This is a genomic window from Halarchaeum salinum (assembly GCF_039520965.1).
Lineage (GTDB): Archaea > Halobacteriota > Halobacteria > Halobacteriales > Halobacteriaceae > Halarchaeum > Halarchaeum salinum.
Genome location: NZ_BAAABL010000082.1, coordinates 1 through 12,920, shown reverse-complemented (window position 1 = coordinate 12,920; position 12,920 = coordinate 1). Strand labels below are relative to the sequence as shown.

At 67.4% G+C, this 12,920-nt stretch carries 16 protein-coding genes and 1 other RNA gene; 10 read left to right on the top strand and 7 right to left on the bottom strand.

The features are described 5' to 3' along the window. Window positions 1–173: 173 nt before the first annotated feature. Entirely contained in the window at window positions 174–1,169 is a 996-nt protein-coding gene (locus ABDZ36_RS12950) for a succinylglutamate desuccinylase/aspartoacylase family protein (RefSeq protein WP_211313586.1), read from the top strand. Here the strand turns inward: ABDZ36_RS12950 and ABDZ36_RS12945 are convergent. Further along, a complete protein-coding gene (locus ABDZ36_RS12945; protein ID WP_211313587.1) occupies window positions 1,166–1,849 on the bottom strand; it encodes an SOS response-associated peptidase in 684 nt (227 codons plus the stop codon). The two genes, ABDZ36_RS12950 and ABDZ36_RS12945, sit on opposite strands and share 4 nt — an antisense overlap. Before the next feature lie 164 nt (window positions 1,850–2,013). Then, complete coding sequence (locus ABDZ36_RS12940) at window positions 2,014–2,874, bottom strand: universal stress protein (protein WP_211313588.1); 861 nt, start codon at window positions 2,872–2,874, stop codon at window positions 2,014–2,016. 127 nt (window positions 2,875–3,001) lie between these two features. On the opposite strand from ABDZ36_RS12940, the gene ABDZ36_RS12935 reads away from it, so the two are divergent. From ABDZ36_RS12935 to ABDZ36_RS12920, 4 genes are read left to right on the top strand one after another with little or no spacing between them, the layout of a single operon-like run. Further along, window positions 3,002–3,760, top strand: coding sequence for a DUF2797 domain-containing protein (locus ABDZ36_RS12935; protein ID WP_343749350.1), 759 nt, complete (start codon window positions 3,002–3,004; stop codon window positions 3,758–3,760). Window positions 3,761–3,800: 40 nt separating this feature from the next. After that, window positions 3,801–4,793: a DUF7490 domain-containing protein gene (locus ABDZ36_RS12930; protein WP_211313590.1), complete on the top strand. Its 993-nt coding sequence runs from the start codon at window positions 3,801–3,803 to the stop codon at window positions 4,791–4,793. Next, the gene (locus tag ABDZ36_RS12925; protein WP_211313591.1) at window positions 4,790–5,137 is read left to right on the top strand and encodes a DUF8060 family membrane protein; all 348 of its coding nucleotides are present in this window, start codon (window positions 4,790–4,792) and stop codon (window positions 5,135–5,137) included. Before ABDZ36_RS12930 ends, ABDZ36_RS12925 begins: the two co-directional genes overlap by 4 nt. A 45-nt stretch (window positions 5,138–5,182) precedes the next feature. Next, entirely contained in the window at window positions 5,183–5,626 is a 444-nt protein-coding gene (locus ABDZ36_RS12920) for a hypothetical protein (RefSeq protein WP_211313592.1), read from the top strand. A 4-nt stretch (window positions 5,627–5,630) separates the two neighbouring features. Here the strand turns inward: ABDZ36_RS12920 and ABDZ36_RS12915 are convergent, their stop codons facing one another. Together ABDZ36_RS12915 and ABDZ36_RS12910 are read right to left on the bottom strand one after the other, a co-directional pair. After that, window positions 5,631–6,734 (bottom strand): glycosyltransferase, encoded by a 1,104-nt coding sequence (locus tag ABDZ36_RS12915; RefSeq protein ID WP_343749349.1) that lies wholly within the window; start codon window positions 6,732–6,734, stop codon window positions 5,631–5,633. Window positions 6,735–6,743: 9 nt separating this feature from the next. After that, the gene (locus tag ABDZ36_RS12910) at window positions 6,744–7,799 is read right to left on the bottom strand and encodes a glycosyltransferase family 4 protein (RefSeq protein ID WP_211313594.1); all 1,056 of its coding nucleotides are present in this window, start codon (window positions 7,797–7,799) and stop codon (window positions 6,744–6,746) included. 73 nt (window positions 7,800–7,872) lie between these two features. Here ABDZ36_RS12910 and ABDZ36_RS12905 point away from each other — a divergent pair, with 73 nt between their 5' ends. From ABDZ36_RS12905 to ABDZ36_RS12895, 3 genes are read left to right on the top strand one after another with little or no spacing between them, the layout of a single operon-like run. Then, window positions 7,873–8,151: a ribonuclease P protein component 4 gene (locus ABDZ36_RS12905; protein WP_211313595.1), complete on the top strand. Its 279-nt coding sequence runs from the start codon at window positions 7,873–7,875 to the stop codon at window positions 8,149–8,151. Window positions 8,152–8,204: 53 nt separating this feature from the next. After that, complete coding sequence (locus ABDZ36_RS12900) at window positions 8,205–8,447, top strand: YhbY family RNA-binding protein (RefSeq protein WP_211313596.1); 243 nt, start codon at window positions 8,205–8,207, stop codon at window positions 8,445–8,447. Then, window positions 8,447–9,352, top strand: coding sequence for a mechanosensitive ion channel family protein (locus tag ABDZ36_RS12895; RefSeq protein ID WP_211313597.1), 906 nt, complete (start codon window positions 8,447–8,449; stop codon window positions 9,350–9,352). The genes ABDZ36_RS12900 and ABDZ36_RS12895 overlap by 1 nt, the downstream gene beginning before the upstream one ends. Before the next feature lie 198 nt (window positions 9,353–9,550). On the opposite strand, the gene ffs is transcribed toward ABDZ36_RS12895, so the two are convergent. Continuing rightward, window positions 9,551–9,865, bottom strand: an RNA gene (gene ffs, locus ABDZ36_RS12890) — signal recognition particle sRNA. A gap of 81 nt (window positions 9,866–9,946) precedes the next feature. Between ffs and ABDZ36_RS12885 the strand changes: the two genes are divergently transcribed. Beyond that, window positions 9,947–10,222, top strand: coding sequence for a DUF5798 family protein (locus ABDZ36_RS12885; RefSeq protein WP_211313598.1), 276 nt, complete (start codon window positions 9,947–9,949; stop codon window positions 10,220–10,222). A gap of 54 nt (window positions 10,223–10,276) precedes the next feature. On the opposite strand, the gene ABDZ36_RS12880 is transcribed toward ABDZ36_RS12885, so the two are convergent. After that, window positions 10,277–10,687, bottom strand: a complete 411-nt coding sequence (locus ABDZ36_RS12880) for a CoA-binding protein (RefSeq protein ID WP_211313599.1) — start codon at window positions 10,685–10,687, stop codon at window positions 10,277–10,279. 44 nt (window positions 10,688–10,731) lie between these two features. Further along, window positions 10,732–11,562 carry a geranylgeranylglycerol-phosphate geranylgeranyltransferase gene (locus ABDZ36_RS12875; RefSeq protein ID WP_211313600.1) on the bottom strand — a complete coding sequence of 277 codons (831 nt, stop codon included), beginning with the start codon at window positions 11,560–11,562 and terminating at the stop codon, window positions 10,732–10,734. A 349-nt stretch (window positions 11,563–11,911) separates the two neighbouring features. Here ABDZ36_RS12875 and ABDZ36_RS12870 point away from each other — a divergent pair. Beyond that, window positions 11,912–12,920, top strand: a 1,009-nt coding sequence (locus ABDZ36_RS12870) for a tyrosine-type recombinase/integrase (protein WP_343749348.1), incomplete at its 3' end; no start/stop codon positions are given.

Genomic DNA, 12,920 nt, shown 5'->3' with positions numbered 1-12,920 from the left:
CTGTCTGCTTGGTTTGGTTGCACACTCTCTCCAAGCAGACACTCTCTCTAAGCCGATGTGATCGACTGAAACTTCGCAGGTTCTCGTGCACATTCGAAGCACTGGGTAGCGATTGTGTATAGCTGCATCTGATTTACGACCGCGCTAAGTGGACGGCGTACCTCGACGCGGACATGGCTGACACCTTCGACTACGGCGGTGGCAGCGTGCCGCCCGGCGAGGTCCGACACACGCGCTACGCGATCAGCGAGACGTTCCTCGGCGACCCGATCCGCGTGCCCGTAACCGTCGTGAACGGCGAGCGCGACGGGCCGAGCGTGTTCGTCTCCGCGGCCGTCCACGGCGACGAACTCAACGGCGTGAAGGTCGCCCACGACGTTGCCGCGCGCTACGACCCAGCCGACCTCGCCGGTACCCTGCTCGTCGTCCACGTCACGAACCCGCCGGGGTATCTCGCCCAGCAGCGCTACCTCCCGATCTACGACCAGGACCTGAACCGCTCGTTCCCCGGCAACGAGCGCTCGACGCCCGCCCAGCGCATCGCGAACGAACTGTATCGCGGGCTCTTCTCGCACTGCGACTACGGGATCGACCTCCACACGTCGACGCGCGGGCGCACCACGATGTTCCACACCCGCGCGCAGACGGAACACGACGGCGCGGCCCGCCTCGCCGACGCGTTTGGCGCGAACGTCGTCCTCGCGGGCATCGGTGAGGAGGACAACTCGATCCGCTCCTCGTGTACGAACCGGGGGACGCCGACGATCACCGTCGAGATGGGCGAAGCCCATCGCTTCCAGCAGACGCACGTCGAGCGTGCGAGCGCCGGAATCGAGAGCGTTCTCACTGACCTCGATATGTACGGCGGCGAGCGTTTGACGCCGTCGTGGCGGCGCGTCGTCAACGCCCGCACCGAGAAGGCGTGGGTGCGCTCCGATACCGGCGGTCTCGTCGATCTCCACGTCGAGCGCGCGAGCGTCGTCGAGGGCGGCGAGGCGATCTGTACCGTCCACGATCATTTCGGGACCGAAGCACACGACGTCCGCGCGCCGTTCACCGGCCTCGTCGTCGGCCTCCTGCGGAACCCGGTCGCCCAGCCCGGCCACCCCGTCTGTCACCTCGTCAGCGTCGACGAGGAGACCCGGGAAGCCATCGAAGCGGAGCGTTAGACCGACTCCACGAGGGTCTGCCGGTCGTTCGCGGGGTCGTTCACCGCCCGCGACACCGGCCGTGCCGCAAGGTCGACCTCGTTCTCCCGTTCCAAGAGAGCCTGGTAGTCGTCGGCGAGCCAGCGTGATTCCTCCTCGTGCGAGAGGATCACTGACTCGCGGTGGTGGTACTCCGCGACGGTCGCCGTCGCATCGCGCGTCAGGATCGCGAAGGAACGGATGGGGTCCGCCTCGCGATCGGGCGTATCACTCGCTCCGAACGCGTCGAGACCCGTTTGTTTCGTCTCGGGGTCGTACGCCGCCCAGATCCCCGCCATCGTGAACGGCTCGCCGTCCGGGCGGTGGAAGTAGTACGGCCGTTTCGTGCCGTCCTCCTCGTGCCACTCGTAGAAGCCGTCACAGGGGACGAGACAGCGCCGCTCGGCGAGGCTTTCGGCGAACATCGGCTTCTCGCTCGCCGTCTCGGTGCGGGCGTTGATCGGGCCGGGGCTCGCGTCGTCCGCCCACGACGGCACGAGCCCCCACTGGAACGCGCGCACGCTGCTGGGGTCGTCGTCGGCGATCACGGGTAGCGACTGCGACGGCGCGGCGTTGTACGTCGGTTCGTAGTCGCCCACCGCGACGTCGAAGCGCCGCGCGATCGTTTCGGGATCGCTGAACAGCGCGTAGCGGCCGCACATGGATAGAGCGTGGCCACACGCGACTTTAATCCCCGCCATCGCCAGCCCGCGAGGTGACGGTTATAAATCACATTCTGCGATACGAAATCGAGGTCTCGCGGACAGGACCGTCCACTCGGCGGTGGGCGGCGCGAAAAGCGTGGGTGAAGGGGGGACGGCCGCGATTACTCCGATCGAACCGTCAGCACGGGAACATCGGCGTTCCGAACCGTTCGCTCGGCGACGCTCCCGAGGAGGACGCGATCGAGGCCGCTGCGGCCGGTCGTCCCCATGACGATCGCGTGGGCGTCTACCTCGTCGACGCGCTCGCAGATCGTCTGGGCGGGCGACCCGTGCGTGACGTGCCCGGCAGCCTCGATACCGCGGGATTCAGCCGTGGCGACGACGTCACCGACGGCTTCGTCGGCCTGCGCTTCGATCTCGTCGAGGATCACCGTCGAACGGGTGTCGAGACCGAGTGACGCCTCGTTCACGACGGAGAGAACGTCGACGGCGGCGTCGAGTTCGTCCGCGAGATCGAGGGCGTGATCGACGGCTGCGCTCGCGCTGGCGCTCCCGTCGGTCGGGACGAGGAGGCGCTCGTACGGGAAGTCGTAGCGCTCGTCGCGGCTCCGCGCGGTGAGCACGGGCACGTCGGCGTCACGGACGACGGACTCCGTGACGCTCCCGAGGAAGAAGCGCTCGACGCCGGTCCGCCCGTGCGTCGGCATAACGACGAGGTCGTGTCCACCCTCGGCGGCGTACTCGACGATGGCGTTCGCGGGTCGGCCCTGTACGACGGCAGTGTCGAAGTCGACGCCGAGGGAGTTGAACGTCTCGCGGGCCTCCGAGACGACGTCCTCGCCGTAGCGGACGAGCGCGTCAATCACGTCGTCGCCGAGCACGGTGACGCTATCGCGCGTCGTGTCCGCGACGTAGAGGAGTTCGACGGCCGCGTCGGCCCACTGGGCGAGTTCCGCGGCGTGGCGCTGCACGATCTCCGCGTGCTCGCTGCCGTCCACCGGGAGCAGTATCGAGTTGTACATACCTGAAGATACGGTGGAGGTGCCTAAATCGTTCCCCCGGGATCGACGAACGAACCGGGTCGTGATGGATCGGCGTACCGACACGACGAACGGGACGGCTATACGGCGCGCCCGTGTACTCGCCCGCGTGCAGTTCGTCGGCTATCGCCCCCGCGATCAGCACGGCCCCGCGAGCCTCCAGCTCGCCGACGGTGGCGACGTGACGCACGTCACTCTCGACCCCGGACGTGACCTCGCGTACACCCTCGGCGAGCGTCGCTGTGCGGGGACGATCACCGACGGCGGCCACGTCGCCTGTGCGAACGCCGACGCACCGTACTGCCCGCAGCACACCTCGACGTGGGTCTGCGCGAAATGCCGCGGCGACTGCCTCAAAGATGAGATGGACTGCCACGAGGCACACGCGATCTACCTCGCGGGCTTCGCGCCCGACGTGGTGAAGGTCGGCGTCACGCGCGCGTGGCGACTCGAAACCCGCTTGCGCGAGCAGGGCGCGGATCGGGCCGCGCACCTCGACACCGTCGAGAACGGCCGAATCGCCCGCGAGCGCGAGGCTGACCTCGCCGCACGCTTCCCGGATCGCGTGCGCGTCCCGACGAAGATCGCCGGCCTCGGCGCGGCGGTAGACGACGACGCGTGGCGCGACGCGCTCACCGGATTCGAGCCGATCGAAACGTACGCTTTCGACTACGGCCTCGACCTCAACAGCCGTCCCGTGTCGGAAGTCGTCGCCACCGGCACGGTCGTCGGCGCACAGGGGCGCGTCTGCTGTCTCGAACGCGGCGGGACGGTGTACGCGGTCGATCTCCGCGACCTCGTCGGCTACGAGGTCCGGGAGCGCGCGGACAAACGCGACCTCCAGGCGAGTCTTGGGGCGTTCACCTGACGACCCGAAGACACTTATCCGGCGGGTGAGAGTTTCTGGCGTGAATGTCGAACGCGCCCTCCTCACCGCGGCTGCGGCACTCGTCGCGCTCGCCGTCATCGCGGCGTTCGCCGCCCCCGGTGCCGTCGCGCCCCCCGAACCGGATCGTCAGCCGTCGTACGTGGAGTACACAGAAATGACCGTCTCGCCCGCCGCTGTCGCCGGCGACACCGCCACGCTCGAAGTAACGAACTACCTCACCCACGATGGCGGGCCCGCGCGGAACGTCACCGTCCGCACGCGCGCCGTGGATACGGATACCGGCTTCGTCGCGACGAGCGAACGGGTGTCGCTCGGCACGCTCACCAGTACGGGCGAGCACGAGACGACGTCGAACCTCACGGTCGAGCGCGACGGCGGCTACCGTCTCGAAACGACCGTCTACGAGAACGGGAGCCGTGTGGCGTCGGGCCACCGGACAGTGCGCGGCGTCGGCACACTTCTGCCCGACTACGCGCGCAGTCCCGTGCGGTTCCACGAGTTCGACGGTGGCGCGATCCCGACGGTGCGCGTCGGTGTCTCCGACGCCGGTGAGGAGCGAACGACGCTCGACGTCGGCGCGTACGTCACAAACGCGGGCGGCGAGAGCGAGCCGGTCCGCGTCGAATACGTCGCCCGTCAGGCCGAGTCGAACCTCGTCGCCGACCGCGCGACGGTCGACATCGCGGATGTGGCCTCGGGGCGGACAGTGACGCCGAACGCGACGCTCGACGTCCCCGCCGGCTACAACTACTACGTCGACGCGGTCCTCTGGAAGGACGGCGTGATCATCGATACGACGACCGCCGCAGCGAACCTCGATCCGACGCGGACGATTAGCGTGAACCAGACGCGCGCGTCTGTCGGCCTCGACGTTGGTGAGTTCGAAGGCGGGACGGTCCGGACGCCGACGACGACGTCGACCGCGTCCGGCGGGTCGCCCGGCTTCGGCGTCCCGGTTGCGCTCGCGGCGCTCGGGGCCGTCGGCCTCCTCGCACGGCGGTGGTCGGCGTGAGCGACGACGAGCGCGCCGCGGCGGACGCGGCGACGGAGACGGGGGCCGGCGCAACGGCGAAACCGAGCCGGGACGCGGACGCCGATGGGTCCGACCAGCCCCCCGGTGTCGTCGACCCCGACGGCCTCACGCTCAGGCGGGGTGCGCGCTGGCTCGGCATCGGAATCGCCGGTCTGGTCGCGCTCGTCGCGTGCGTCTCGCTCTACGGGGCCGTCGGCACGATCATCTCGCAGTGGGTCGCACCGCGCTATCAGCCGCTCTACGGGGCGGCGTTCGACGTCGTTGTCCTCCTGCTCGCCGCGGCCGTCGTCGCCCGCCTCACTCGCGGAACGGACGCGTTCTGACGCGGGGTCACAGGTCTTTTCACGCCGTCATGCGAAGGACGGGCTATGGCAGACGACGAGTCCACCGAGAACGAGGCGGCCGACGAGGGAGCGGAGGAGACGAAATCGTTCCGCGAGCGCGTCGAGGAGATCCGCGCGGAGCGAGAGGAACGGGAGGAGGGCGAGGGCGGCTCTCGTCGCGAGGAGCTCGAAGAGCGCATGGGCGGCGAGGGCGGCCCCGGCGGCATGGGCGGCGGTGGCGGCGGCAACCCGTTCGCGCAGATGATGGGCGGTATGATGGGCGGCGGCGGCGGTGGCCCTGGCGGCATGGGCGGCGGCCCGGGCGGCGCTGGCGGCCCCGGTGGCCGCGGTCCTGGCGGTCGCGGCGAGGAGGGTAACTCGGGCGCACAGAAGAAGATCGGGCGCGAGCTCGAAGAGCTCCGCAAGGAGGTCGAGCGCACGAACAACAAACTCGATCGGATCGCGAACGCACTCGAAGACCGCGACTGAGCCCTCAGTCGAGCAGTCGGCCGTAGGCCGAATCGAGTCGATCGACGGCCCGCGAAACACTCACTTCTTCACGCCTGTCCAGACACGTCGCCGCGAGGCGCTCGCGTTCGTCGAGGGTGCGTCGGATCGCGTCGCGGAAGGCGGCGACATCGCCGACGGGGTAGTGGTAGCCGGTCTCGCCGTCGTCGACCGTCTCGGTCAGCGCGCCGGCGTCCGCGCCGACGACGGGCGTTCCGCAGGCGTTCGCCTCCAGGGCGACGAGCCCCTGCGTCTCGACGGGGCTCGGGAACGCGAAGACATCGAGGGCGCTGTAAAACGCCGGGAGGTCCTCGCGTGGGAGGAAGCCGAGAAAGCACGCGTCGACGCCTTGCTCGCTGGCGCGGGCCTCCAAGTCGTCGCGGGCGGGCCCGTCACCGCCGAAGACGAGCGTCGCGTCGAGTTCGGCAGCGGCGTCGACGAGGTCGTCAAGACGTTTCTCGTAGCCGTGTCGCCCCGTGTAGCCGATGAGCGTGTCGGTCCCGAGGTCGTGGCGCTCGCGGAAATCGGCGACGGTGTCGTCGCCCACGGGCACGAAGAAGTCGATGTCGACGCCGTTCGGAAGTGCCTCGACGGGCGTCGAGACGCCGAGGTCGCGGACGCGCTCGCGGGTTCGATCGCTCGGCGCGAGCACGAGGTCGGCACGGTCGAGGAACCACCGTTCCCACGCGGCGCTGGCGCGCTCCAAGGCCGGAACGACGGCGTCGGGCGCGACATACTCGACGTACTCGCTCGTCGGCGTGTGGTACGAGACGACGAACGGCGCGTCGTGGCGGCGCGCGTAGCGATAGCCCGCGAACCCGACGGCGAACGGCGAGTGGGCGTGGACGATGTCGGGCGTCGCGACGCCGCGCGGGGCGTGTGGAACGGCGAGTCGATACCCTTCGTAGAAGGGGAAGTCGACGCTTGCGACGGGGTGCTCGCCGGGCTCGGGTTCGTAGTCGGCGTCCGGGTAGACGACGTCCATCCGGCCTCCACGGGCCTGCCAGCGCTCGCGCCACGTCCGCACGGTGTACGTCGCGCCGTTGACCGTCGGGAGGTAGGTGTCGGTGAACGCCGCAACGGTGGGCAGGTCGGCCATTCAGGTCGCCTCGACAAGGTCGTGGTAGATGGCAGCGAGTTCCTCGCCGACCCGGTCGAGCGAGTGCTCGCGCGCCGTCTCGCGGGCGTTCGCACCGAGTTCGTCGCGGAGGACGGGATCGGCCGCGAGACGCTCGATCGCGTCGATGTACTCGGCCTCGCTCCCGCAGAGGAGGCAGTCCTCGCCGTCCGTGAAGTATTCACGGAACACCGGGAGGTCGCTGAGGACGCAGGCCTTCCCGCACGCCATCGCCTCAAGGGCGACGAGGCCCTGCGTCTCGCTCTTCGTGGGGAAGATGAAGATGTCGCCCGCGCCGAACGCGCCGCGTTTGTCGTCCACCCAGCCAGTGAAGGTGACGCTCTCCGGGGGGTCGTTCACCCATCGCTTGACCGCCTCGGAGGCGTGCGGGCCGGTGTCGTACGGGCCGAACCAGACGAACTCGTAGTCGGTGCGCTGGGCGAGTTCGCAGAACGTCGTCAACCCCTTGCGCTCGAAGACGTTGCCGACGGTGAAGACGACGGTCCCGTCCAGATCGAAGCGCTCGCGGTAGGGTTCGCGGAACTCCTCAACGCCCGCCAAGGAGTCGAGGTCGACGCCGTTCGTCAGGGTCTCGATCGGCGCGTCGATGGGGTACGTCTCCAAGCGATCCTTCGCATACGCCGAGGGCGCGATGACGAGATCGGCCAGCGAGTAGAACCACCGGAGGTACCGCTCGAGAGGGTCGGCGAGGAGTTCGACGCCACGCCAGCTCCCCATCGTATTCTCGCGGAGCGTGTGCGCGTGGAGAACGAGCGGCGTGTCGGTGCGTCGGGCGTGGCGCGCGACGGCGACTGAGCCCGGCCCGAAGAGGTGGCAGTGCGCGAGGTCGACGTCCGCGAAGACGCCGTCGCCGCGCGCGACGGAGACCGCGGTGTCGAGCGGGTCGTCGCCCGCCCAGGGACGGGTTCGCACCGTGACGTCGGTCGGGGCGAGCGCGGCGTGCTGCTGGCGGGCGGCGGTGGCGATCCCGCTTCGTTCGAGCGGACCCGCCAGCTCCAGATAGTTGAGCGCGCGCATCGGGTGGCGTCGACGGCCCGGGGGCGAAAAGGTGTATCGAAACGCTTTGCCCCGCCGGGCGCGGAGTAGCGGTGTGAGCGGAATCGCGGCCGAACGGATCGACCGGCTGGCGTCGCTGGCAGCGGCGGCCGCGCGCGACGGGGACGCGGATCGCGCGCGCGAGTACGTCCGGCTTGCCCGCCGGATCGCCGAGCGCAACCGGCTCCGACTGCCGCGGCGACTCGTCCGGTTCACCTGCGACGACTGCGACGCCTACCTGATTCCGGGGCGAAACGCCCGCACGCGCCTGCAGGACGGACACGTCGTCACGACGTGCGACTGCGGCGCGCAGGCGCGCCACCCGTACCGCTGAGCCGAATCTCGGGGACAATAGATTCAAACCGTCGCCGCGAGAGATGGATACGTATGGCTGATTTACGTACGAAAGCCCACGAGGCGGACGTGACCGTCTGGGTCGGAAAAGGGGGAATCGAGGCCGTCGTCGACGAGCTCGGCGACCAGCTCGCCGATCGAGACGTCGTGAAGGTGAAATTCCTCCGGTCGTCGCGAGGCGGCACGACGACCGAGGAACTAGCCGAGGAGTTACGCGACACCGTCAACGCCGATCTCGTCGAGACGCGGGGTAACACCGCGGTGTACACCCGATAATGTCGCTCCCGCTCCAAGCGGCCGGCGCGAGCGGCTTCGTCGGCGGCTGGCTCCAGTCGGCAACCGGTCTCGCGCCGAGCTACGCGTCGGCGGTTGGGGCAGCTATCACCTTCATCGTCGTCGCCGTCGTCCTCTACGTTCTCGGGAAGGTGACGTTCGCGCCGGTCGCGAACCGCGTGATGGATCGCCGCGGACTCGACCAACACGCGAAGAGCCCGCTGCAGATGGTCGTCTCCATCGGCATCGTCGCCGTCGCGATCGGCGTCGCGTTCGCCTTCGCGGGCTACGGCAACATCCTGACGGCGCTCGCGACCGTCGCCGCGGCCGCGACCCTCGCCATCGGGTTCGCGATGCAGGACGTCATCGCGAACTTCGTCGCCGGTGTCTTCATCTACACGGACAAGCCGTTCCGCATCGGCGATTGGATCGAGTGGGACGGTAACTCGGGCGTCGTCGAGGACATCAGCCTCCGCGTCACTCGCGTGCGCACCTTCGACAACGAACTGCTCACCGTCCCGAACTCGAATCTCACGGACGGCGTCATCAAGAACCCCGTCGCGAAGGACAAACTGCGCGTCCAGTTCCTCTTCGGCATCGGCTACGACGACGACATCGACAAGGCGACCGAGATCATCGTCGACGAGGCCGAAAAGCGCGACGACATCATGGACGATCCGGGCGTCACCGTCCGGCTCACCGAGCTCGGCGACTCCTACGTCGGCCTCAAGAGCCGCTTTTGGATCGCGGATCCCTCGCGCGCGGACTTCGTGAAGACCCGCGGCGAGTACGTCCAGACCGTCAAGGAGCGCTTCGACGAGGCGGGGATCGACATCCCGTACCCGACGCGCACCCTCGAAGGCGAGATCGACGTCGCGGGCGACCCCGACGCCAGCCACCTCAAATAACGTCGCCCTCGTTTTTTACTCGCATTCGATCGGCGTGTCCGCGACCCGATACGTCTCCCAGGACGCGGCCGCGCGGGACGCGCGGAGCCGCAGTCGCCGGTGGGTGGCTGTCACGGTGCTTCTCGGCCCAGCGGCCGTGCTGGCGATCGCCTCCGACCGGCTGTGGCTACTGGAGACGTGGAACGAATGGGATATGAATAGTGAACGGGCCGAGGTTGCCCGACCGTTCCGGGCCGGATAGTCCCGGTCGCCTCCTCCACCCCGCGACCCTTCGAGCGACGCACGTCCGGTGCTCCGCTGCTCACTTCCGTGCCTGACGGGGTCGCGCCGACGAATCGCCTCGTGACGCCCCTGCAGGCGCACGAAGACGAACCGCCGCCCCCGAAGGACGAGGTTTCGACGTCGGCTTCCGGGGTCCGACCCGGGCGGGTCGGACTTCCTCGGTGTTCGGCCCCCGCTGATGACCATTTCGCGGGTAACGGGCGGGGCCAAACCGCCCGGCCTAGTTCACCTCATCGTAGGCGGGTGGGACGTAAGGGCCTTTCGTTACCCCGGTGGGGAAGACCTTTGCCCGCCGCGATCCGAGAAACGCCCATGGGACTTACGAGCACGGCGAACACGGTGAGTAAGCTCTCCGATCTCGCGGAGAAGCTCTACAAGCGCGTTGAAGCCATCCGCAAGCAGGTCGAAGGGATGACCGAAACCGTCGACAACACGAACGAGCGCGTCGCGCGACTGGAGGACGAACTCGCCGAGCAGCGCGCGCTCGTCGAGGCGCTCGCCGCGGAGAGCGGTGTCGACGTCGAGGCGACCCTGGACGACCTCGACGATCCGGGGGTGGACGTGGAGACCGACGACCCCGAAGCGTAGCGGACCGTTCGATGCTTCGGCGTTTCGGCACTTCGACGTTTCAGCGGCAGCGCGTTAGCGTTTCAAGCGGCCGTGCTCGACCTTCATGCAACGATCCTGGACGACGGTGAGCCCCGCGTCCGTCGCGCGCGCCGCCGCGTCGTCGTCGCGGATACCGAGTTGTGTCCAGATTGCCCGCACGTCGTCGCGTTCGGTGGCCTCGGCGACGATCCCCGCGACCTCGTCGCTCGGTCGGAAGACGTCCACGACGTCGATTTCTTCCTCGACGTCCGCGAGTGTGTCGTACGCGCGCACCCCGAGCACCTCGTCCGTCGTCGGATTCACCGGAATGATCCGATAGCCGTGGCGCTGGAGATAGTTCGGGACGTCGTGGGCGGCCTTCCCGGGCGTCCCCGAGCAGCCGACGACCGCGATCGTCTCGTAGTCGAGGACGCGAGACAGCGTCTCGTCGTCGGGATCGGACATGGGAGTGGAGAGGACGGCCACCGACAAAAAGCCGCCGTGCCGCCTCAGGCGAATGCGCGCCCGACGACGAACGCCGCCGCCGCGAGGACCATCCCGTACTTGAGGAGCCCCTGTGCGCGCGCCGGCTCGTCGAACGCCGCGTAGGCCGCGTACGCCATCACGAGGTCCGCGGGGACGACGACGACGAGGTACGCGACGCCGAAGAGATCGCGAAGGTACGGCACCGGACTCGCGACGATCGCGACAGCGAGCACCGCGGCTGCGAGCCAGCAGGCGCGTCGCTCCCCAACCGCGATCGGGAGTGTGTTGAGTCCCTCCTCGCGATCCCCCGCGACGTCCTCGACGTCCTTGATCACCTCGCGCGCGAAGGTCGAGAACGCCGCGAGCGCGAAGAGCACTGCCGCCGCGAACGGTCGGCCGACCGCCGCCGCGCCGAAGAGGAACGTACTCCCGCCGAGATACGCGACGACGGCGTTACCCGCCCCCGGCAGGCCCTTGAACAGTTTCGTGTACGCGACGAGCGCGACGAGATTCACCACCGCGATAGCGATCGCGAACACCGGAAGCGAGAGCGCGAGGACGATCGAGCCGGCGAAGAGGACGGCGCTGAAGACGAGCGCGCCATGGGGCGTGATCGCGCCCCGTGGGATCGGCCGATCGGGATCGTTGATCGCGTCGATGTCCCGGTCGAAGTAGTCGTTGATCGCGTTCCCCGCCGCCGTCGCGAACACCGTCGCGACCGCCGCAATCAGCGCCGCGAACGCGAACGGGCGTCCCGCGACGTACGCCCCGATGAGCGTCAACACGCCCGCAACGACCGCGTTCGCCGGCCGACAGAGTTCGAAGAGCCCGCGCACCCGCGCACCGAGAGACATACCGCGTCGGTCGCACGCCGCCCCCAAGAAACGCCCGTGTTGCGCCCGGCCCGCGAACCGCGGGACTTAAGCGCCACCGTCGGGAACGAAGGAACGCGGGCGTTTAGCTCAGCTTGGACAGAGCACTTGGTTCTCCCCTCATGCCGATTAGGGGAAAATCATGATACCGAACGCCCATTCTCGCCGTTCCTAACCGCGCTACTTCGAGAATAGTAGTCTGTGGTTCGTGTCCTAACAGAGTGAATACAAGGATGCGAGAGAATATGGAGACTGCACGAACCACCCACCTCCGTGAACAGAGTAGGGTCCAGAGTCGAGTGACCGAACCCCGATACGGAGGTGAAGACCGATGGAGGGGGACGACGATCTAAGCGGAATCCGAATCGCCACGGAGGAGACTGTCGAGAGACTGAATCAGCGTCAATTAGTCGACTACACGGATCACAGAGAGTCGTTCCTACGCTGGTTACTCCATATGGGGAAAGCCCCCTCAAAGGGAGATGGATACGCTCACGATACTGTGCGACGCCGTGCGGACGATACTGACCGCTTCTATCGGTGGTTATGGAGCGAGAATGAGGGCTATACGACGTTCATCGACACGGAGGACGCCGAAACCTACTGCCACCAATTAGCGTACAAGGATCATTCAAACTCGTATAAGCGCAATCAACAGAACAGCCTCATGTCGCTATTCAAATGGCGACATCATAGACATGGTGAAGAAGATTGGGACCCATCTATCCGCTTCGGGAGTGACGGTGATCCCACCCAACCCCAAGACTACTTCACGAAGGAAGAACGCCGTCGTCTCCGTGAAGCCTCGTTAGAGTACGGCACAGTACCTCATTACAACTCTCTCACCCCGTCTGAGCGACAGGAATGGAAGCGACACCTTGCATCACGGTTCCTGAAACCGATGGACGAAATTGGTGCGAAACAGTTTGAGCGGGCAAACGGGTTCAAGATACCTTCGTTGGTGAACGCCGCGTTAGACGCCGCTCTCCGCCCCATCGAGGTGAGTCGTGCGAAAGTCGGATGGGTCGACGCCGAGAACGCCGTACTCCGAATCCCCTCGAACGAATCCGCTAAGAGCGATGAAGCGTGGTTAGTCAGTCTCCGTGAACAGACGGCGTCGATGTTAGAGAAGTGGATTGATGAACGTCGTCTATACAGCAAATATGACGACACCGACGTGCTCTGGTTGACGCGAGAGAACAACCCATACCAGTCACACTCCCTGAAGTACCTTCTCACAAGGCTCTGCGAAGAAGCAGGGATAGAGGAGGGAAGTTGCTCCGTTGAACGCCGACGCCCTCTGCGGATTGTATCGCTGATTTCAGGGGATTTGGACGCCG

Bases quoted from the DNA above. Each gene is read 5' to 3' on its own strand.
- ABDZ36_RS12950 (WP_211313586.1), top strand. From the start codon at position 174: ATGGCTGACACCTTCGACTACGGCGGTGGCAGCGTGCCGCCCGGCGAG.
- ABDZ36_RS12875 (WP_211313600.1), bottom strand. From the start codon at position 11,562: ATGTCTCTCGGTGCGCGGGTGCGCGGGCTCTTCGAACTCTGTCGGCCG.
- ABDZ36_RS12900 (WP_211313596.1), top strand. From the start codon at position 8,205: ATGGCTGATTTACGTACGAAAGCCCACGAGGCGGACGTGACCGTCTGG.
- ABDZ36_RS12895 (WP_211313597.1), top strand. From the start codon at position 8,447: ATGTCGCTCCCGCTCCAAGCGGCCGGCGCGAGCGGCTTCGTCGGCGGC.
- ABDZ36_RS12940 (WP_211313588.1), bottom strand. From the start codon at position 2,874: ATGTACAACTCGATACTGCTCCCGGTGGACGGCAGCGAGCACGCGGAG.
- ABDZ36_RS12880 (WP_211313599.1), bottom strand. From the start codon at position 10,687: ATGTCCGATCCCGACGACGAGACGCTGTCTCGCGTCCTCGACTACGAG.
- ABDZ36_RS12920 (WP_211313592.1), top strand. From the start codon at position 5,183: ATGGCAGACGACGAGTCCACCGAGAACGAGGCGGCCGACGAGGGAGCG.
- ABDZ36_RS12910 (WP_211313594.1), bottom strand. From the start codon at position 7,799: ATGCGCGCGCTCAACTATCTGGAGCTGGCGGGTCCGCTCGAACGAAGC.
- ABDZ36_RS12945 (WP_211313587.1), bottom strand. From the start codon at position 1,849: ATGTGCGGCCGCTACGCGCTGTTCAGCGATCCCGAAACGATCGCGCGG.
- ABDZ36_RS12885 (WP_211313598.1), top strand. From the start codon at position 9,947: ATGGGACTTACGAGCACGGCGAACACGGTGAGTAAGCTCTCCGATCTC.